The sequence below is a fragment of the Escherichia sp. WS3227_2 genome (assembly GCF_046486495.1).
In the GTDB taxonomy this organism is placed as follows: Bacteria; Pseudomonadota; Gammaproteobacteria; order Enterobacterales; family Enterobacteriaceae; genus Escherichia; species Escherichia coli.
This window is the reverse complement of record NZ_JBJQLG010000003.1, coordinates 248,818-269,656: the sequence shown is the minus strand read 5'-3', so window position 1 is coordinate 269,656 and position 20,839 is coordinate 248,818. Positions and strand designations below refer to the sequence as shown.

General features: G+C 45.9%; 21 protein-coding genes and 1 pseudogene. 1 reads left to right on the top strand and 21 read right to left on the bottom strand.

Going from position 1 to position 20,839, the window contains the following annotated elements:
* Nucleotides 1-17 precede the first annotated feature (17 nt).
* The 21 genes and pseudogenes from ACJHXB_RS06610 to ACJHXB_RS06510 form a co-directional block, all read right to left on the bottom strand.
* On the bottom strand, nucleotides 18-1,700 hold the full coding sequence (locus tag ACJHXB_RS06610; RefSeq protein ID WP_001303114.1) for a sulfatase-like hydrolase/transferase: 1,683 nt from the start codon (nucleotides 1,698-1,700) through the stop codon (nucleotides 18-20).
* A 401-nt stretch (nucleotides 1,701-2,101) separates the two neighbouring features.
* The gene (gene ydeO, locus ACJHXB_RS06605) at nucleotides 2,102-2,863 is read right to left on the bottom strand and encodes an acid stress response transcriptional regulator YdeO (RefSeq protein ID WP_000060482.1); all 762 of its coding nucleotides are present in this window, start codon (nucleotides 2,861-2,863) and stop codon (nucleotides 2,102-2,104) included.
* Nucleotides 2,864-2,937: 74 nt separating this feature from the next.
* Entirely contained in the window at nucleotides 2,938-3,135 is a 198-nt protein-coding gene (safA, locus tag ACJHXB_RS06600; RefSeq protein WP_001309504.1) for a two-component system connector SafA, read from the bottom strand.
* Between the two features lie 247 nt (nucleotides 3,136-3,382).
* Nucleotides 3,383-5,662: an acid resistance putative oxidoreductase YdeP gene (ydeP, locus tag ACJHXB_RS06595; protein ID WP_000726668.1), complete on the bottom strand. Its 2,280-nt coding sequence runs from the start codon at nucleotides 5,660-5,662 to the stop codon at nucleotides 3,383-3,385.
* A 332-nt stretch (nucleotides 5,663-5,994) separates the two neighbouring features.
* Nucleotides 5,995-6,909 carry a fimbrial protein gene (locus ACJHXB_RS06590; RefSeq protein WP_000520700.1) on the bottom strand — a complete coding sequence of 305 codons (915 nt, stop codon included), beginning with the start codon at nucleotides 6,907-6,909 and terminating at the stop codon, nucleotides 5,995-5,997.
* 58 nt (nucleotides 6,910-6,967) lie between these two features.
* The gene (locus ACJHXB_RS06585; protein WP_000825458.1) at nucleotides 6,968-7,471 is read right to left on the bottom strand and encodes a fimbrial protein; all 504 of its coding nucleotides are present in this window, start codon (nucleotides 7,469-7,471) and stop codon (nucleotides 6,968-6,970) included.
* 12 nt (nucleotides 7,472-7,483) lie between these two features.
* Nucleotides 7,484-8,014 carry a fimbrial protein gene (locus tag ACJHXB_RS06580; RefSeq protein WP_000876770.1) on the bottom strand — a complete coding sequence of 177 codons (531 nt, stop codon included), beginning with the start codon at nucleotides 8,012-8,014 and terminating at the stop codon, nucleotides 7,484-7,486.
* A gap of 13 nt (nucleotides 8,015-8,027) precedes the next feature.
* Entirely contained in the window at nucleotides 8,028-10,679 is a 2,652-nt protein-coding gene (locus ACJHXB_RS06575; protein ID WP_410233477.1) for a fimbria/pilus outer membrane usher protein, read from the bottom strand.
* A 41-nt stretch (nucleotides 10,680-10,720) separates the two neighbouring features.
* Nucleotides 10,721-11,431, bottom strand: a complete 711-nt coding sequence (locus tag ACJHXB_RS06570) for a fimbria/pilus periplasmic chaperone (RefSeq protein ID WP_001195171.1) — start codon at nucleotides 11,429-11,431, stop codon at nucleotides 10,721-10,723.
* A 362-nt stretch (nucleotides 11,432-11,793) separates the two neighbouring features.
* Nucleotides 11,794-12,357 (bottom strand): type 1 fimbrial major subunit FimA, encoded by a 564-nt coding sequence (gene fimA, locus ACJHXB_RS06565; protein ID WP_001296758.1) that lies wholly within the window; start codon nucleotides 12,355-12,357, stop codon nucleotides 11,794-11,796.
* 433 nt (nucleotides 12,358-12,790) lie between these two features.
* Nucleotides 12,791-13,057, bottom strand: a pseudogene (locus ACJHXB_RS06560) (helix-turn-helix domain-containing protein); the annotation flags it as partial.
* 402 nt (nucleotides 13,058-13,459) lie between these two features.
* Complete coding sequence (locus ACJHXB_RS06555; protein ID WP_410233476.1) at nucleotides 13,460-14,263, bottom strand: carboxymuconolactone decarboxylase family protein; 804 nt, start codon at nucleotides 14,261-14,263, stop codon at nucleotides 13,460-13,462.
* Between the two features lie 15 nt (nucleotides 14,264-14,278).
* Entirely contained in the window at nucleotides 14,279-14,974 is a 696-nt protein-coding gene (locus ACJHXB_RS06550) for a putative quinol monooxygenase (RefSeq protein WP_000909116.1), read from the bottom strand.
* Between the two features lie 145 nt (nucleotides 14,975-15,119).
* On the bottom strand, nucleotides 15,120-16,139 hold the full coding sequence (locus ACJHXB_RS06545; RefSeq protein WP_001200459.1) for an aldo/keto reductase: 1,020 nt from the start codon (nucleotides 16,137-16,139) through the stop codon (nucleotides 15,120-15,122).
* Nucleotides 16,140-16,141: 2 nt separating this feature from the next.
* Entirely contained in the window at nucleotides 16,142-16,714 is a 573-nt protein-coding gene (locus tag ACJHXB_RS06540) for an NAD(P)H-dependent oxidoreductase (RefSeq protein WP_000789913.1), read from the bottom strand.
* Nucleotides 16,715-16,864: 150 nt separating this feature from the next.
* Complete coding sequence (locus ACJHXB_RS06535) at nucleotides 16,865-17,017, bottom strand: amidohydrolase family protein (protein WP_001322417.1); 153 nt, start codon at nucleotides 17,015-17,017, stop codon at nucleotides 16,865-16,867.
* A complete protein-coding gene (locus ACJHXB_RS06530) occupies nucleotides 17,007-17,426 on the bottom strand; it encodes an amidohydrolase family protein (RefSeq protein WP_001327999.1) in 420 nt (139 codons plus the stop codon). The genes ACJHXB_RS06535 and ACJHXB_RS06530 overlap by 11 nt, the downstream gene beginning before the upstream one ends.
* Nucleotides 17,386-17,541: a hypothetical protein gene (locus tag ACJHXB_RS06525; RefSeq protein ID WP_001327998.1), complete on the bottom strand. Its 156-nt coding sequence runs from the start codon at nucleotides 17,539-17,541 to the stop codon at nucleotides 17,386-17,388. Before ACJHXB_RS06525 ends, ACJHXB_RS06530 begins: the two co-directional genes overlap by 41 nt.
* Before the next feature lie 102 nt (nucleotides 17,542-17,643).
* The gene (locus ACJHXB_RS06520) at nucleotides 17,644-18,591 is read right to left on the bottom strand and encodes an aldo/keto reductase (RefSeq protein WP_000854795.1); all 948 of its coding nucleotides are present in this window, start codon (nucleotides 18,589-18,591) and stop codon (nucleotides 17,644-17,646) included.
* A 73-nt stretch (nucleotides 18,592-18,664) separates the two neighbouring features.
* On the bottom strand, nucleotides 18,665-19,354 hold the full coding sequence (locus ACJHXB_RS06515; RefSeq protein WP_000801313.1) for a type 1 glutamine amidotransferase domain-containing protein: 690 nt from the start codon (nucleotides 19,352-19,354) through the stop codon (nucleotides 18,665-18,667).
* An 8-nt stretch (nucleotides 19,355-19,362) separates the two neighbouring features.
* A complete protein-coding gene (locus ACJHXB_RS06510) occupies nucleotides 19,363-19,671 on the bottom strand; it encodes a hypothetical protein (protein WP_001221046.1) in 309 nt (102 codons plus the stop codon).
* A gap of 139 nt (nucleotides 19,672-19,810) precedes the next feature.
* Here ACJHXB_RS06510 and ACJHXB_RS06505 point away from each other — a divergent pair, with 139 nt between their 5' ends.
* Entirely contained in the window at nucleotides 19,811-20,710 is a 900-nt protein-coding gene (locus ACJHXB_RS06505) for a LysR family transcriptional regulator (protein WP_001057775.1), read from the top strand.
* The last annotated feature ends 129 nt before the right edge of the window (nucleotides 20,711-20,839 follow it).

Genomic DNA, 20,839 nt, shown 5'->3' with positions numbered 1-20,839 from the left:
GCCGCATGAAGGTTTAGTTATTTCGCTTCGCTTAGTGCTTTCTTGATATTGTTAAACTTCTCCTGATTTACCTCGCTAAGCGGTGGCTGGCTGCTGTCGATAAACTCTCTTACCACGCCTTGCATCTCTTTAACGACCTGCGGATTGGCGGCGGCAAGGTTATCTTTTTGCTGTAGATCCGTCAGTTTGTATAGACCTAACTGATTGTTTTCTACTGTATAGACAAGCGAATAATCGTTATTTCTCACCGTATAAGAGAATTGGCTTAAGTCCTCGGTGTTGGGGTTATGCGGGTAATCGTCTGACTGATGGCGGACAAATTTGTGGTAATTATCCCAGAAGGGAATATTTTCTTCATCAAACCAGTGAGAATAAGAGGTTATCCAGGTCAGATTTTTATGTGGCTCGCCTTGTTTCTTATCTTGCAACCACGGCAGCAAGGAAACGCCATCCAGCTTAAGGTCTTTTGGAATGCTGATATCGGCTGCATCAAGAGCTGTCGGGTAGAAATCCATTGCGGAAATCAGCTTGTCATAATTACCGGGTTGAAGTTTTCCTTTCCACCACATAAACATTGGGGTGTGAGTACCGCCAGGATAGGTCTGACTCTTATAGCCTTTTTGCGCCCCATTCAGAGGCAGAGGACCATCGATAACCGCACCATTATCGGAGGTAAAGAGAATAATAGTATTGTCATACTGTCCGTTTTTCTTCAGTTGTTCGAGAATGCGTTTTACACCCTGATCAACAGAATAAACGGAAGCGTAGTAGTTATCTGCTGTTTGACTACCGGTATTAAATTGCTTCTGATATTGCTCCGGTGCAGGATTATCATTTGGCAGGTGCGGAGCATTATAAGCCAGGTAAAGCATAAAAGGCTGGTCAAGTGTTTTGGCACGATCAACAACGCCAATTGCCTCATCGGTTAACTGATCGCTGATATAACCTTTTGCGGGGACGCGTTCACGGTTTTTGAACAGTGAAGGGGAGTTGTAATATGCCGTTCCTGCAGCGTGGAATCCCATAAAGTAATCAAAGCCACGGTTTTGAGGTTGCCATTCTTCCGCAGAAAATGTGGTGAAGTTGTCATGATAGTCACGCGTTTGTTTATCTTCCGGTACTGGCACATTACTGATTTTTGACAAGTGCCATTTACCTACTGCTGCAGTGTAATAACCATGATTCTGGAATAATTCAGGCAAGAAAGTTTCTGTTAGCGGAATACCATCCTGAGCATCGGTATTGGAATAGACACCAAAGCGGGCGGGCGCTCGACCGGTCATTATTGCGGCGCGGGAGGGGCCGGAAACACCGTGCGCCACATAGCCGTTAGTAAAACGTACGCCTTCATCCATTAATGAAAGGAGCGTCGGCGTTGATTTTTGCGCAGCTTCAATGGCTTTATCTATCCCTATTTTGTAGGTATCGACAACTTCACGATTTTCCATTGTTTTTGGGTCAAAAGATCCCTTATCAAAAGGAAGTTGTCCATAACCAAGATCATCCATAGTCAGTACGATAATATTTGGCTTTCCCTTGGTACTGTATTCAGTCGGCGTAAAGTCTGAGAAAGCAACGTTTGTTTTGGTTGCTTTCAGCTTTACATCATCTGCCGCATGAGCAGCAAATGCAGCCATACCAGATGCCAGTATCAAAGATATCGAGGTACTTACGACACTTTTCTTTAATGCAGACTTCATAAATGTTCCTCTTCTTATTGTACTTAATTCCAAAGTAATTTTACGAAGAGAAATAAGTGAATGTAAGTGAAGTTAGTCACATAAAGAGATAGCAGATTTAGCTAAAAAAAGGGAAATAACAGTCCATAAAGCGTTGACATTACTTTCTGTTCTACTAAGTAATTTCTCGATGATAAACAACTAATCTATTGATATTTAATAAATTATTGTATTTTACTGACAAAATTCCGAATTGAGATCATAAATAATCATGCAACGGGTTATGCAAATGCATAAATATGTGATGAATGTCACTTATTTATTTCAATAAATATATCGCCTAAAAACAACGCGGGGCAGGAAATGGCTGCCCCATTTAATTCTTACGCAGCGTGTGTGGTTGACTACTCGTTAGCAAATAATCAAATAGCTAAAGCACTCATCGTGTTGTCCGTGTTCATACCGGTGTGCCTTTGACAACGGTACTCCTTAGAAACTCTCTTCGGACTATTGCCGAAATGTTTGCGGAACGCATAAATAAAATAAGATGTACTGGCATAACCACATTGTTCGGCAATTTTATTAACTGAACCTTCTACTCGTATCAAATTTTTTGCGTGCTGCATTCTGGCATCTAAAAGAATCTGTGAGAATGTCGTTTGCTCTTGCTTTAGTTTTTTCTTGAGCAGGCTTTCACTGATGTACAGGCAGTCACAAATATCTTTCAGCTTCCATGGGTGCGCCAGCTTCATGTTGACAATATTTCTCACTTTCCCGGAAACGGATAGCACACCGTTAGTTAATAGTGTAATGAAACCTTTGCATGTGGCAAAAATAGACAGGCAAGAAAAAAGCAAAAGTTCTGAAAAATTATGATGATTGCGTTCTTCCGAGTTGAGATAAGCAATCATTTCATTAAGCAATCCAGTCGGTACATTTGAAGCACGTAAAAACTTCGCAGGAACAGGCACCGTCACTGTCTGGATGTTAGTGCATTGTAGATATTTTTTAATGGTATTTTCATTAAATCCGATTTCTTTGAAATGCCGCTCATAAGGTTCAAAATGCGTACGAACAGCGTTATCTACCATCAGGATCTCGCCGTCAGAGAAGGCGTAATCTTTATCTAAAATGTTAGCGTTGAAGGCATGATGAATAAATATAACAGAGCAAACGAGCGACATTTTATCTCCTTAAAACAATAAAGTTTTTATCGATACTTTTTTAACATTTCATATTTATAATTTGCTGTTTATTTTCAGTCTTGCAAACTATTGATAATGAAGTGTGTAAGATCCCTTGCAATGCGACCCATTTCTGAAATACCCAGCTGATCAATTGCCGAAAAAATGGCTATCAATGTAAGGGTCAGTAATAAGACAACCACAATTACAGACATGATCCCTTTATAGTTGTCTCTTTGCGTGATTTTATTTTTCACTATGGTCGCATGCATTTCAAATGTGTTTATTAAACGAATGACGTTAAGCATCGTTAATCAGTATGCTTAATATAACAGGCTGGAGAATAGAGGAAATAGGACTGGCGCTTCAGTACTGAGCGGAGTTTCTTACAGCTGTAGGCGGAGGTATATATCTTATAACGAGCAGTTTAATTTAGCACATGTGAGTAAATTGCGCGACAATGGTCAATGAGGAATTCTTCTGCTGTGCGGATGACAGCAGAAGAAATGAGGAGGCGAATTAATTTGATGGTTCTAATTCAACCGGAATACTTTTATAGCCAGGAATGCCACTCAATGGATCGTGGTTATCAAGTGTTAGCATGTGATTCGATTCTGGAAAATAGGTCACCAGTGAGCGGTCAGCCATAGGGTAAATGACCACTTTTAATCTATCCATGCGGCGTGAGCTTCGCTTACCGTCTGGCGTAAGCGCAATAAGATTAACTCTTTCGCCGTTTTTTACACGGCAAATTTTAGCTTGTTTAGCACTCATAAAGACCACATCTCGTTGACCGAATACCCCTCGATAGCGATCATCCATACCATAAATCGTCGTGTTGTACTGATCGTGACTGCGTACTGTCGCCATGACTAGCTTACTGTTAAACGCTGAAGAGGGATCTTCTAACAGCCCTTTACTGGTAATGAAATTAGCCTTACCTGACGGCGTCATCCAGCGCCTTTCAGCAGCTGCATTTATCAGGTGAAAACCACCGGGATGACGGATGCGCTGGTTATAGTCGGCGAACTCTGGCAGCACAGCTTCAATGTCATTGCGAATGCGATCATAATCTTCCACCAGATACTCCCAGGCTACCACGCTCTGGGGTAGTGCTGCCTGCGCGATTCCCGCGACCACTGCACACTCTGATTTCAGCATTACACCGGCGGGTTTTAACACGCCACGCGAGGCATGAATCATCGACATTGAATCCTCAACGGTTACCGCCTGCGCACCGCTTTTTTGCATGTCAATCTCGCTGCGTCCCAGAACCGGCAGAATATAGCTATGCCGTGCGGTCAGCAGATGAGAGCGGTTAAGCTTAGTGGCTACGTGTACCGTCAGATCTAATTGTGTTAACGGTACAGCGCTTGCTTCCCGATCTGGCATTGCCAGTGCAAAGTTGCCCCCCATGCAGATCAATGCTCGAGCCTGCCCCGTACATATTGCTTGCATGCTGGCAATTGCAGCATGTCCAGGTGCATGAGGTGGGGTGAAACCATAGCGCTCACCCAAGCGAGCCAGAAACTCTGCAGACGGTTTCTCGGTGATACCGACGGTTCGGTCGCCCTGTACATTAGAGTGACCTCGTAGTGGGCAGATACCCGCACCAGGCTTGCCAATGTTACCTTTCATCAACAGCAGATTGACCAGTTGCTGTACATTCTGGGTACCATGTTCGTGCTGAGTGATCCCCATTCCGTAACAGATAATGGTGCGTTCGGCAGCGGCATATGCATCAGCCAGTTCGGCGATTTGAGTCTGACTTAGTCCAGAAATACGCTCGATATCTTTCCACTCGGAATTGAGAACGTCACGGCGTAGCTCGTCAAAGCCGACGGTATGCGTTTGAATAAATTCGTCATCCAGCAATGAGGGCCGACCTGCGGCGCTTGCAGCATCATCGCGCTCAATTAACAGGCGCATCATCCCCTTGAGCAACGCCATATCACCACCAATGCGCACGTTGTAGTAGGCACTGGCCAACTGAGTCTCAGAGTTCGTCAGCATTTCAAACGGGTTTTGCGGTGCGGTAAATCGCTCCAGGCCACGTTCCTGTAGAGGATTGATGGCGATCATTTTCGCTCCCCGTTTCACTAAAGCGCGCAACGAAGTCAACATGCGAGGGTGGTTTGTACCAGGGTTATGCCCAATGCAAATGACTAAATCGCATTTCTCAAAGTCTTCCAGCAACACGGTCCCTTTACCTACACCGATACTCGCTGCCAAACCCACACTGGTCGGTTCATGGCACATGTTGGAGCAGTCGGGGAAGTTATTGCTCCCGTATTCACGGGCAAAAAGCTGATAAAGAAAGGCAGCTTCATTGGAAGTGCGGCCCGAAGTATAGAATTCAACCTGATTGGGATCACTATAGCTTTGAAGGCGTTCGCCAATTTCGTCGAAAGCTTGTTGCCAGCTTAATGGCTTGTAACAGTCGCTGACGGCATCATATTTCAAAGGCTGGGTGAGACGCCCCGCAGCCTCAAGCTCGTGATCTCCCCAGGTAAGTAATGATTGAACCGAATTCTCAGCAAAGAAAGAGGCATTTACCTGCTTATCCGTGACTTCCCAGGCGATTGCTTTTGCGCCGTTTTCACAAATGTCGAATGACGCACTGTGCTTAGGATCTGGCCATGCACAACCCGGACAGTCAAAGCCCTCTGGCTTATTCATGTCAAACATGGCAATAACATCCTGGCGTATATCCATCTGCTTACGTACTGCATTCGCTACGGATTTAACAGCACCCCAACCACCGGCAGCTCCCTGGTAGGATTCAATTTTTTTCTTCATCTGCTTATCCTGTGTGGAAATGAATTATTAGGATTTGTAATAGCGATGATGCACAGTATATACAAAGGGATTATCGTCAACATGGATATATAAGAGTAGGGGACTACTCTCTTTCTATTTTAATCTATTATCGTTAAACAAAAGATTAAATACGATAAATTAAGCATCATCTCTCATAGTGTTTAAATTAACATATTTTTCAATATAAAAAATAAGACTCTGGCTTCAATTGTGCGCGGATTTTCTTACAGATGTAGGATAATAGCCTTCACAAAATAATTTTCCGCGCAATTTTCGTGAATGGAGCGCATAGACCAATGTCAAAATCACAATTATTCATAGATAAAAGTGACACCAATGACTGACTGGACGGTTCCGGCTGCAACCTTGTTTCCTGTTTGTCCATAGGTTGCGCTTAAACCAAGAGGTACTTTGCTTTTATTTACTGTCCCCAGGGAGACATTTTCTCCTGTTGCCAGTGTTTTTCCATTACGCATCAGAGAGACACCCACGCCCGATGCTTTTGTTGCATCTGGTGCTGTGTTAGCAAACACTTGTCGGGCACTGTCAGTGGTGGCACCCGAAAGATAAAATGAGAGCTTTTGTTCGCTAGAGCAATATACACTAAGGGGTATTTCTGCGCTTCCAGGAAAGTCCGGGAGATTCACGGTGACATTACGACTATCAACGGTGCAACCGCCTGTTGGCATAACAACACTGTTATTTGAAATAATATTCCACGTAAAATTACGCGGATTTCCGCTTCCTAACGTGGCAATTTTATACATATGAATACGGGCAATAACTTCCCCGGCTTTTATGACAACTCCACCGGCCGCACCGACTGGGGTAATATAGAGTTTTAACGGTAATGGCATCGGTGTCTTATCACCAATATCTAATACATTAGTATTTGTCGTCAACGGGAAGGGGTAGGTCACATTATTCCAGTACAGCGATCCTTTATATGACTGTAGAGAGCCTGCGAAAGCTGAGCCTTGTACCAGGTTTATATGATCAGTGTCGTACCAGCCGCCATAATCATTCCAGCAACTTATATGCTGAGACAAGTCTACAACCAGATTCTGGCCCGGTTGTATTACAGGGTCGAGATTAACATAAACAGAGGTTGTACCTGCTCCAATACTTGACCCGCCATCGACATTACAACTGAAGGCAAAAACTTTGCCTGCCATTAATAGAAGATAAATACCGAACAGAAGCTTCATACTTATTGTTTTACCCATGATATATCCTAAGGTTAAAAAATTGATTTAAAAAGAGGCTAAGAAAATCGAATCGACGTTATTGCCAGGTGTAGATCACATTGATTAGCGCCTCGATCGTTCCCTGGCTTGCGTTTCCATTCACCGTGATAGCTCTTGCCTTAAGTGGAAACTGTGCATTACGAGTGATCTCATCAACAATAACCGTTTTGCTATCGCCATTTTTTAACGTCGCATCCTGGTCATCCCTTAGCTCTATCTGAATATTTTCGGCAGTACCTTCATTTTTGTAATAACCCGTATTGTCAGTTGAACCTGTCACGATTGCCGTCACTGCACTTGTTTCAACCGGACAATCGGTTAATGACAAAGTAATATTGTGCCAGCCTGATGCAGAACCAGGTTGTTGCAGATTGCGCGTATAAAGATCCCCGAGATTAACGTTAGCTTCTTTGGTTTGAATAGTGCAGGGTTTAGCGACTACCCGACCATTAACAGTGATAGTGACATCGGCGGCCTGGAGAGTTGCTGTGAATAACGCGCAAAACGTAGCTAACAGGAACCTCTTGTGAAGTCTTTTCATATCTGACTCTGATTATTGAAATTCAAGGGTAAAGGTTGCCGAAGCCCTCACCAGTCCCGGATTGACGGACTTCTGAGTTGACTTCAGACGAGCGGAGTAAGGCAAAATATTGTTCTGTTCTGGTACCAGTGGGATCCACTGCATCCCGGCATGAAGGTCATTCAATTTCACCGGACGCATATTTCCGTCCAGTATTTCTATACCCAAACCGGAGGCCGTATTGCTTCCTTCATCCAGTTTCAACAGAGTATTATTTTCTGCATCCTCAATACCGTTAAATGCAACCCGAACCCCCGTTGTCCCTTTACTGCATTCACTTAACGTAATCTGAAAAGGGACGGCTGGACTTGTGCTACCGGTCGTTGGAAATTGTCTGGCACTGTTTTTTTGGAGATCTACGGTAAAATTAAGCGAATCCGATGAGACTGTGCAGCCATAATCGAGGACGCGCCCGCTAATTTTAATAACGCTATCTGCAGATAAAGCAGAATAGGTGGTTAACCCCAGACATAAACCGAGGAAAATAATGTTATTGTATTTCATAATCTATTGTTCCTTAGCGACAGATTGCTGTCTGCTGATTCAGTAAGGTACCAGGAGAAACTTCAGGAAGCTTGTACTCGACAATACAGTTTGAGTTTTTATCTTTGCCCCATGAAACCTGTAATTTCCCTGACTGTGGAAGTCCAGTCAGATAAACCTGACCGTTTTCCGCGACAATGCTGCCATTTTTATTCTCACCATGTGTGACAATTGCACCGAATGGAACGCTCTTATTACCGTACTTCAACGTCATTAATACTTTCCCGCCGATTTGTGCATTAAATGTTGCTCTGGCAATAGCACCGTGAGTTGGGATGACAGTGACAACGGTTTCATCCAGTTCAACATTATCTGCAAGGGAATTCGCGTTAAGAGCGACACGATTTTCTCTATATTCTGTCGCAAATGGTAATATGGCATAGCCACGCCAGTCGGTATGAATACCGGTCTGGTTCTCTATTTTGACATTATCAGCGCCAGGAGCCTTAACCAGAACCATTGTGTCGCCCAGCGGCTGTCCAAAGGTGATGCCATCAGCATGAGCAATAATGCCACCACTCATTCCGTAATAAATCTGGCTGCTGTCACCACTCCGACTGTAACCGACATTCGTATTACCGTAAGCTCCACGATAATTAAGAGAACTGTAACCACTGGTGCCAGACGATGTATTACCTCCGTGGGTGTTACCGACCTGAACGCTATAATTCAGGTTATTATCCGGCAGCAGAGTGCCATAAACCCCCGATAGATTGGTCATGCCGCCTTTCAAATCGTTTGACATACTGTAACTGGCGTTTGAATTACGAAATGCCGACTGACTGTCTGTACGCATCCAATGACTGAAGGGAACATTAAGCGTAAAAGCAAGTAAATGATCCCGATCGTTTTGCCATATATTATTGGAATAGCTGTAATTCAGCGAAGTCGTAATATCACCAAACGGCACATTTAATCCAAATGATATTTGCTGGTCGCTACGTGACGTGTTCCAGTAACTTTGGCGACTGGCACTGAAAAATGTCGTAGCGTAATTTCCAAGCTGCTGAGAGATGCTTATTTGTTCCTGACCACGCTTACTGTAGAACAGATTAAAATAATCAATAAATTGTGTCTGCTCATTGCTGTCTCCGGTAGGAGGCTTGACGGTGTAACCACTCATTCGACTGTAGGCACTGTCGGATAAGTTATAAAAACCTTGCGTAGAATAGCGATATCCTGCGACCTGGATATTGGTTCCCGTCTGGTAGAAGGATTTGCTGTAGACGGATTTAATCGATTGCCCGCTGTGACGGGTGCCATCTGCAAGTGTCGTATTGGCCTGCGTGATATCGAAAGAAAAGGCACCAAAAAGTCCTAAATCTTTACCAATACCAAGGTTGAAGGCTTGATAATCTTCTGCAATTTGCATTCCGCCATAAGGTGTCCAGTTTCCTTCCAGTCCATGCATCAAGCTACCTTGTATGAACTTGGGGGAGCTTTGCAGGTTATTTCCACTACGATATTCCCCCATGGCAAGCGCATAACGCGTATATCCAGCACGTTGGAGAACCGGAACAGACGAATAAGGAACATATAATGTCTGAATACTGCCGTCTGCCTCTTTTATGGTTACTTGCAGATCACCACCATTGGCCGCAGAGTTGATATCATCAATAGTAAAAGGGCCGGGTGGGACAGTAGTCTGATAAACATCGTATCCATTCTGTTTTACACTCACTTGTGCGGTGCCACGGGCAATACCATGAATCACCGGAGCGAAACCATGTTGGCTATCGGGCAACATCGCTTCTGTTGAATTTATTTTGAGGCCACGAAAGTTCACACTATCAAAAATATCGCCATCGGTATAACTATCACCTACCGTTAAGCGTGAGCGTAAGGGAATAATGTCACGTTCAGCCGACGTATTGATATGCTGCCATTTATTGCTGTCAGATGAATTGCTACTCCCACTGTTATAACTCCACGTTGAGTTATCGCGCAGTCGCCAACTACCAATGTTGATGCCACTCTGTAAATTCAAATATGCATAGTTGGATTTTCCTGCATTATGGTTACTACGATTATTAATAGAATTACCATTAAAACTATAGTTTAGAAGCCCAGCATTTATTCCTTCTTCCCACAGATCAGGAGAAACATAGCCGCGAGCCATTCTGCCAACATAAATTTGCGGAACGGAGAGTGACAAATGTTGCTGACCAACATCAAACTCAGTTGATGCGTCGGCCAAACGATCCTGAAGTGGTGTGCATGCGCTGTTGTCCGGCACATGTTTTTCTGCCAAATGTTCTTTATTGTCTAATAACGCTGATTTTTTTATGCCAAGACTGACAAGAAGATCTGTACTCAGGCATGGGATGAGATCTGCGTTATTATCATCTGCAATAAAAGTAATATCCCGACTAGTCATAAATTCGTCGTTCAAATAAATGTCGACCCGATATGTACCAGGTGGTGCCTCGCGTCCCTTAGTAAAGGCGGATAAATCGACAGATTCAGCAAGATCATTGCTTAAAAACCGTGGATTAAAATAATACTCTGCGTCAACGGGAAATACCGCAGTTGCTAAGCCAAGGGCAATGGTAAGCCGTGCAAAGCGAGGCAGTAGTAACACCTGATGCATACGATATGCCTTAAATGCGGCACGAAAGGCTGTCATTTTTAATTCCGATTGAGTTTATTATTAATTAGGTCACTGGCTTATTGCATGGTTGCCTTAATACGCGGAGTTAATGCACCGTAATCATTGATCGTCTGAAAACTGATATCCCCGGTTGCAGCATGCGGGATATCCACCGATACTTCACCTTTTGGCGGCACCATGGTGTTTGGGAGATTGCTATTTCCTGCTTTCATATTTGTTACGGTAATGAAGTAGGGCGTTGGATTAATAAGAGTGAGTTTGCTGCCGCTGCGACGAAACCGAAGCATTGCAGGCGCTTCTTCAGGTGCCATTGCCAGGTTCGTGGGGCGATAAAACATTTTTATGCGGCTAATAATTGCCAGCTGTAATGTATTCTCATTCTTCTGATCTTTTTCCATAGCAGGAATAGCTTTAACATTAACCCAGAACAGGCTTTCACGGTCGCCTGGTAACTGATGATTAGTGGCGTTGATTATCCGCAGCGTATTCTCTTTTTTACCTTGCATGGAAAAAAGCGGTGGCGTAATGACAAACTGGGTGTCTTTTTGGTCACCCTCATTTTCTATCCATGACTGAATGAGATAGACACTGGCAGGATCATTATTCGTGACAGGCAATAAAACCTGTTTCTGGTTTGCCGGATAAATTACCCGCGTCGCACCCAGTGCGACAGCTGCGTTGGCAACGGTGCTATGGCAAGCAAAGAGCAATAAAAGTAACACTGTCGCCATAAAGGAAATAGAGTAGGGGGTACGCGTAGTTTGCATCTGATGCATTCTCCATGTGTTAAGAGGATAAGCGGGGAAACCGTTACATCAGACAATCGGTAAATGTTGCTAATACATTGGCGACTCGCCGGGTTTCCAGACTTAATGCGTTTGTAATAAATGTTGGTTCTCTTTTAATAGGAAAACCTTGCTACAAAGTAAATATTTTAAATAACAGTAAGTTTAACTACTGTTGTTTATTGATCGTTTAGATATTATGTGATTTTTTCATACCGCTCCAAAACACAAACTATTCCTCATTAATAATGAGATGAACATTGGTGAATTGCTCGGGTGTGCGTAGCCATGCCACACACACCCTGTTTCAATTTCAGATGACGTATAGCCACCTTAAGATTGAATTATAGATATTGAACTTTGAAGGTCGCATCAGCGTTTGCAGTACCAGCTACTGACTGCCCGAGAGCAATATAACGAGCCTGGAACGGCAGTATATTCGTGCCATCAATCAAGTCAGTTTTAGCGCTAAAAGTGGCACCATCAAGTATTAATACCTCACCCGTACGGTCCAAAATTTGAATACCGACATTTTGGGCAGAGCCTGCCGCTGAACTCTGCAGCGCTAACGTATCGTCATTACTGGTGACAGTAGTACCCAGGAATGCAACAGCTGCATTACTGGAAACATTGGTATCACAATCATTCAGCTTGATATTGAAGCCAACGGCGGAGCTGAGGTCACCCGCTTTAGCCAGACGAGAAGAACGGACCTGACCCAGCTCAACCGTTTGGTTCATTGATTCTGAATCAATCGCACAAGCGGCATTTACCACTTCACCTTTAAAATGAATAACACCGCCATTAACAGTGGTCGTTACTGATTCATCACCCTCGGCTGCGCTTACCGCAGCAGACGACATCGCCAACACAGAAACGACAATCATACCGACATGTTTGAGTTTCATAATTCTCCAAAATTTATATTTAAGTAGCTGAATAAAGAAAGTTAACAATTAAGTCATTCTGTTATTGCTTATAAAACAAGAATCATTCTTGATGGGATATTGCCCTGAGAATATAGTTTCCAGGGTTATTACATTTCACGAAGAACGATAATATCTTTAAATTACAAGGACACCTAATCACAACAAGTTTATTGCAGCACTTGTTGTAGAGGGTATTTGCAAAGACATTTTATGTCGCTAAATAACATTACGATTTCATTATGCATGTTATTTATAAACAGCGACTAAACAGAATATTATTGCGAACAAGGGAAGTGTCAGGAAAGGTCAAGAGCGGCCAATGGTTTATATGGCTATAAAACATTAGCTATGGTTAATGTTTGACTGGTGTAACTAACACGGAATTGCTCTAAACAGATAAGTGCAGGGTTTATTAAAGCTGACCGACAGACTTTCTTAACCCGGTAATATCTCTCTTAGGTGACTCTCCAAACATCCGCGAATATTCCCGACTGAAATGGGATAAGCTTTCGTAACCGACAGCATAGGCTGCAGTGGTGACATCGTAATGTTCATTCAGCATCAGTCGCCTGGCTTCATTGAGGCGTAGCCATTTCTGATACCGGAGTGGACTCATTCCCGCAAGCTGTCTGAAGTGTTGATGGAAAGTGGGGGTGTTCATTTGCACGCGGTTTGCCAGCCTGACTCTTCAACGCAGGGAAGATGCGGCAAACGGCAAACCTGCATACCAGCCAGCCTATATCCGGTATGCACAGGCCAATCATGAAAGAGGAGAGGCTTTATGTTCTGGAACCCTGAAGTAATAACGACGACTGGAAAATCGCTTCGCATCACTCAAATTCCATTTAACTATTCTGGGTTTGAGGGATATACATAATTGACTTCAGCACCAGAAACAGCATAACAAACTGTTTTAAATGGATATTAATCAAATGGCGATTCAAACTCACAGTTATGAACTCAGTTTTGGTTCATAACTGTGTTAAACGCTGTCCATAAATCACTCGATGTTACGCTTATTGGTTCATGAACTGTTCGTTCTAATGTTGTGATGTGCGTCAAGTTTTAGTGTTCGGTAATGTTACCTTTTACTCGATGATCGATTGTTTAGCACCTCTCCCACAACCGGAGCAGCGGTAAATGCGTTTGGCCAGCCAGCATAGAAGGCGGCCTGGGTAACGATCTCACCAGCTTCCTCAACAGAAAGTCCATTATCCATTGCTCTATTGAGGTGATAGCCAATCTGCGCGCTCTGTCCGGATGCGATTAAGGCGCTGACCGTAATCAGGCTTCTGTCGCGGGGTTTCAGCGCGGGTCTTTGCCATAGATCCAGGAAGAGTGGATCAGCAGTGAATTTAACCAGGCCTGGAGATATTGGGCCAACATTTTTTTCCACTGTCTCTGAACGCTGCTTTTCTGCTTCCTGATTGAGAGGAAGCAGGTCCGGAGAAGCGTCAGGAAGCGCATCTGGCGTGACGCCACGAGTTTCAAATACTGCTTTGGTCACGCTGACGGCTGACATTGCATTTGGCCAACCTGAGTAGAACGCCAGATGGGTAATGATTTCTGATAATTCCGCTGGCGTCACGCCGCTATCGAGAGCGACGTCAATATAGTGCTTAAGCTCGGCAGGCTGGTTGCGGGCAATCAGCATGGCGACGGTCACCACACTACGATCCCTCGGTGAGAGGGCGTCGCGTGTCCACAGATCTTCAGTAATAGCTTCGCGACCAAAGCGCGCGAGAGCCGGTGAGACGGAACAAATATCAGCTTCCGAAATCGCTGACGGTTCTATTTTCATCATAGCTTTACCTCTTGTTTCCTCAGCATTAGCAAAATCAGAAATAACAAGCGACATAGCCGCTGCTGCAAGTACGCTTTTCATGTTAATCCTTACTGGTCAACGTTGCGGCTCCTGTTTGATTCCGCCTTTGTTACGAAGAAATACCGGTTTTACCGGGATTGCGTCCTTCCTGGCGCTCATATGCGCCGTTTGCCTGAGGTAATCCAGGAAGTGCAGCGTTTGTCGGTGCAGTTGATAATCCTCCTCACTGGCGTAAATCTCATAGAAATACCAGCGTTTTGGAGTCTCTGAATCTGTACCGGCATACATGGCTAACACGCCTTTCTCTACTTTGAGCGACTCGACCATTTCAGGAAGGACGATGTTTCTAAATTCGCTCTGAAATTCAGGCTTTACTTCGACGATCACCAGATTATTGATAGTTCGTTCATTCGGTATGATGTGTTTGTCGCCCAGAAACTGTGGCTCCAGGGTAATTTTCTTCTTCCTGTCAATAATGTCAGGTGCACGAGCAGCGAATGCTTTGTATGGGGCGGCATTGAGATGTTTGCGATAAGCACGCTCATTTTCATAGAGTTCGAACATGAATGCCTGACCTGAATTGTCGCTGCGTTGCAGGGCATACATCGCCAGTGTACCTGCTTCATGATCAACCGAAGCGGAAATCGTCTGTCTGGCCACGTCTGCAAAGTCGTTGTCCCGATCGGGTCTGATGCCGAGCTCGAAGATATTCATCTCCGGCTTATTCGGCGCGTCCGGTTTTGTTGCAAAGACAGGGCTGCTTATTAGCATGCAAATTAAAAGCATAAAAGTCTTTTTCACGATGATCTTTTTACTGACATTACTGTTTAAGACGTTCGATCAACTGGTGCTGGTAAGAACGTAACCGACCGCTACTGGCGCTCTCAAAGACGAGAGGAGGAAAAGTGAATAAGGGCTATCGCATCCAGACCTGCTTAACATCTTTCGTTTGCGGCGTATTTTGCGCCATGATTCCCGTCAGAACATGCGGCTGGTAGGTTTCTTCCAGAAACTGAATTTCCTCCGGACTTAGTTGAAGATTTACTGCGTTTACCGCGCCATCGACATGAGCTTTTTTTGTAGCCCCTACGACAGGTGATGTGACTTTTGTCAGCAGCCAAGCGAGAGATATTTCCGTCATTGACACCAGATGACGTTCGGCCAGTTCGGCTACACGCTCAATAATGCTGCGATCCTGTTCAGCCGTGCTGTCATATTTTCCACGCGCATAGTCATCCTCTGTGGCTCGCCGTGTATAGCCTTCTTTACGAGAGAGGCGGCCGCTGGCCAGCGCGCTATAGGGGGTCATTGCGATATTATCCTCAGTGCACAGGCCGAAGAGCTCCCGTTCATCTTCGCGCATAATTAGATTGTAGTGGCTCTGTACGGAAACAAAGGGCGTCAGCCCTTCGCGTTCAGCAAGGGCGTTCGCCTTCGCCAGCTGCCAGGCATAGCAGTTTGAAATACCAACAGCTCGTACTTTGCCAGCAGTAACAGCGGTATGTAACGCTTCAAGCACGTCGATAATGGGCGTGTTGTAATCCCAGATGTGGTAGATGTAGAGGTCGATATAGTCCATCCCCAGATTCTTCAGGCTCTGGTCAAGGGATTGAGCGATTGCCTCTTTTCCGCTGATCCCTCCGGCAATTTGTGCGGGGGTTCGCGGCAGAAACTTGGTGGCCAGGACGATATCATCGCGTTTCGCCATCTCCCGTAATGCCCGGCCAACGTATCGCTCACTGGAGCCATTCTGGTAGGCTATAGCGGTATCGTAAAAGTTGATGCCCTTTTCAAGGCCATAGCGAATGATGTCGCGGCTTGCTGTTTCGTCCAGCGTCCAGCTATGCTGACCCGTCGACGGATCGCCAAACCCCATGCATCCCATGCAGATGCGGGAAACAAGTAAGTCACTTTTACCGAGCCGGGTATACTGCATTGTTATTCTCCCTCTGGATTATTCACGACGGAATTGAGCAGTTCGACAAGCCTTGAAGCGTGTTCCCGGGCAAGCGTTTTTTGCTGCGCGATTTTGTCGGCATCCCGGTCGGCATAGCTGATACCGCAGGTATAAACCGGCGCCAGCAGCTCAAGATTGCACAGCCTTGCCGTGGTTTCGAACGGAATAAGATACTCTTCAATGGTATGGCCAAAGAAACTGTCGACGGTATAGAGCTCCTCTGGCGCTCCCGTTGTAAAGGAGAGGATCAGCTTTTTACCGCCCAGTTTCGCCGTTGAGCCATGCGCGAAGCCGTGAACAAAGACCTCGTCCAGCCATTTTTTCATTAATCCTGGCAGCCCATACCAGGAAAAAGGGAACTGCCAGACAATCACATCGGCCCTGAGCAGGCTTTCCTGCTCCGCCGCGATGTTGAATTTGCCATCCGGATAGAGCCTGTCCAGACGACGAATCTCAACATCGGGAAGGGCGGTCTCCACTTCATCAAGAATAGTGGCATTGGCGACGGAATGGGTAAGCTCAGGATGACCTGAAATAACAAGGATATTTTTCATTTCAATCAGTTAAACATCTTTGGTGAATATTAAATCCAGTATAGAGTGACAACATTATTTTTTTAGAGCAGTAAAGGCTCATTCACTTTTAGGCAAAAACTAATAATTGTCGGCTGATCACAATGTGCTCAATCATCATGAAACGGTGAACTAAACCGTGATGCCCAGTAAACGTTCTGCATTGCGAAACGCGATGGCCTCTTTTTCAGCCTTGTTGACGGGCAGACTGTCTATAAAGGTTTTTACACCGTCCAGGGTCTGATAGGGATAATCGACGGAGAACAGGATCCTTTCAGCACCCATTAACGCGTAGATAAACTGGAAGTGCGGCAGTGTTAGCATATGACGGGGTAACGTAAACGTGTTCCTGGAAGGTTCTCGTTAGCGTGCGTGACAGACCTGTTGCAGCCAGTGGCAGGCTGTCATCAAGACGCTGGAGCCAGAAGGGTAACATCTCCCCCCAGTGGCCACTGATTACCTGCAGGTTGGGATATTTATCAAATGCGCCCGATAACATCAGCCGCAACAAATGGATCCCCGCTTCGTGATGCCAGCCCCAGGCAAACATAGAAAGCCTGGCGTTGACCTCTGCGCTGAAGCCCGTGAAGTAGGCCTGCTGTACGCTTTTAAGCGGTAACCCGGGATGAAGATAGAGTGGCACATTCAGTTTATTAAAGCGGGAAAGCAGGGAGTCGGTCAGGATTATGACCATCAGCGACGGTTTTCCCCCAGTCGCCAAGGAAAGGTGCCTGCTCAAGCGCAACAGGCATACACGCTCGCCCTAACTCGCTGTCGAGATAATGTTCTTCGAGGCAAATGATTTTCATATTCTCACCATTCATACAAAGCAGTAAAAGTGATACAGATTAGAATCACCCGGAACAGCCCGTTCGTGTGTGTCATTCATGACAGTCTGTTCCGGACGGGCTTTACCCCATCGGTTTTTCCCAGGCGCCTCGTGTATCCACTCTGGTCTCTGCGGCGAGTTGTTCCAGCAGGATGATTTCCTCATCGCGTAACTGGATGTCTGAAGCGCAGGCGGCGTCCAGAACGTGATGGACTTTAGTCGCACCAACGAGGGGAAGGGTACCTTTCGCAATAGCCCATGCGATGGCTATCTGTGCCACGCTGGCATTCCTTTCGGCTCCCATTTTTTTCATGGCGGCGGTTAGTCTTTCTATCTGCGGCAGTACTGCGTTATAACTTTCGGCCCGGCCACTCCCGGCAGGCATGGGATGATTTGAATCATAACGACCACTGAGCGCGCCTTGCTCCAGGACCATGTAAGCAAAGAACGTGATGTTATTTTGTCGGCAATAATCAAGGATCCCGGCCTCTTCAGAAGCGCGATAGAGCAGGCTGTAGTGATTTTGTACTGCACTGAGGGAATAACCGGAAGCGTTAAGGATTTCATTGGCGCGTCTGATTTGTGCCAGATTGTGGTTGGAAACACCTACGCGTTTTACCTTACCGCTTTGTAAAAGTGGGATCAGTCCTGGCGTCCATTTTTCGACGTCGAGGGGATTATGGATCCAGTAGATATCAATCGCGTCCACGCCCAGGCGCCCAAGGCTGGCCTCAAGCATATCGCTGACAGGCTGCGCAGACTGCTTGTCCGCAATCTGCGGCGTGAATTTGGTGGATAAAATTATGTTCTCGCGGGGAAACTGACGGACTAATGCTCCCAGCGCAGTCTCGGAACTCCCCATACCATATACTGCTGCGGTATCCCAGAGATTGAGGCCCTTACTCATGGCCGCAGTGAACACTTCTGCCATCTGAGTATCAGAAAGATGATTACCAAAGACGGTGTCGCCGCCGGCAAAGCCTGTGCCCCAGGACCATGTACCTAGTGCGACTGGAGGTAGTGTTTTCATATTCAGCTCCTGAAAAAAGGCCGGATCGTGGCTGACTTAAACCGGCCAAGTAAGGTGAGTAACGATGAATTAATTAAGCTGTCCGGCGGAGTGCATTTAACAGCGCCACACCAACCCCATGTGCTGAAGCGGGATTCTGCCCCGTGATAAGGCGATCGTCGGTAACCACGTTTTCAGACCAGTTTGGAGCTTCATGATAAAGCGCACCATGCTCGCGAAGTGCGGTTTCAAGCAGGAAGGGAACCACATCTGTTGTGTGAACTTCTTCCTCTTCCTTGTTGGTAAAGGCCGCCACATTTTTCCCTTTTATCAGGTATTCGCCGCTACTGAGTTTTGCGTCAACCAATGCCGCAGGCCCGTGGCAGACGGCTGAGACAATCCCATCACTTTCATACACTTCGCGGATAATACGCTGGGCATCCTGATTATCACGGAAATCCCACATGGTCCCATGACCACCTGCAAAGAAAACTGCGCTGTAATCGGCACCTTTCAGCTCGGATAACGCAGGTGTTGTTGCCAGGCGCTGCTGAAAATCGGTTTCGTTCCAGTACCAGGCGTTAACAGGGTCGCTGAGGTCAAATCCATCCACCGGTGGCTGCCCCCCGCGAATACTGGCTATTGTTGTTTTTATTCCGGCATCTTCCAGTACTTTCAGCGGATGAGTCAGCTCGGCCAGGAAAAAACCGGTTGGTACACCGGATGCGCCTTTAATCGGATGGCTGGAAACGACACATAGCACTGGTTTATATGCAGGTTTCATATCGGTCCTCACTCTTTATTTTTAAATTCATCGGCGAAGAGATTTTCCCAGTTAATAAAGGAGCCAAGCGGTATACACTCGAAGCTTAGTAAGCCTGCTTTTGCCAACGGGAATTCGGCCATAACGTTCATCGCTTCATCGACAGAGTCACATTCAAGAAAAATAGCGACGCCAGGTCTGTCCTGACGGAAGTAGATGTCGCGGATGAAGCCTGATTTATACAATCCCCAGGCGTGCAGCGCTTCAGCGTTGAGGTGCGGAGCATATTTCTCCAGCGATGCTCCAGGGGCAGGGATATCCAGACATAAAATTCGCATCATAGTCTCCTGAACTCAGGTCGTAGTAGAAAGAGACTAAAGTATAAGAGGCGTATTTCAGGAAGATTAGAGGGTCATTGACTTAAGCATTTTTAGACTGTACTTAATAATCAGGCGAGAATTGCTTTAGGAAAACATTATGAATAACGCTCTTTATAACCAGATTCGCATCTTCCAGAGCATTGCGCGGGAGGGCAATATTTCGGCAGCCGCAAGGAAACTGGAAATTACGCCTCCCTCCGTCAGCAATGCACTAAAGCTGCTGGAAGAGTATATCGGCCATCCGCTTTTTGTGCGTACGACCCGCCGTATAGAGCTGACGGAAACCGGTCAATTATTGCTGGAACAGACCGCTGCGGCGGTGGAGTCGCTGGAAAACTCGCTTGAAAGCATTCGCGACCAGCATCAGGAGCCCTCTGGGATGGTGCGAATTACGCTCTCGCGTTTTGCCTACCTGTTAATTCTTAAGCCTGCGATGGCAGAATTCTGTCAGCAATATCCGGGTATACAGTTAGAAATTTCGGTCTACGACGGTACCGTGAATATCATCAAAGAGCGTTTTGATCTGGGGATCCGTTTTGGCGATATTCTTGAGGGAGGGGTGGTGGCCCGACCGTTAATGAAACCGTTTCGAGAAGGATTATATGCATCCTCAGCGTATCTCTCCCGACATGGAACGCCTGAAGTGCCGGCAGATCTCTGTCATCACCAGCTGATTGGTTACCGTTTTATCACCAACAACCGCATCCTTCCGCTGCTCCTGAACGATCGCGGTGAGCAGTTGACCGTTGAGATGCCGGGGCAGTTAATCAGCAACGATATTGACGTTATGGCAGACGGGATCCGTAACGGGCTGGGAATTGGGCGCTTGTTTGAGCCTGTCTGGCAGTTACAGCCGGACAGGGAGCGCTTTATTCCGGTGATGGAGAGCTACTGGAAAACCTACCCGCCAGTGTATCTCTATTACCCCAAAAACGCGGGTAAAACGAAAAGAGTGAAGGCCCTGATTGATTTTCTGATATCCACTACGGGGGGATAAGCTACTGAAAGAGCGGAACACATGAACTTAAGAACAAACCCACCATATTTAACATAATATACATTATGCGCACCAACATAAACCAAGGAAGAATCCAGTCGTTGGCGGTCATGATTGTCGTGCTCATTA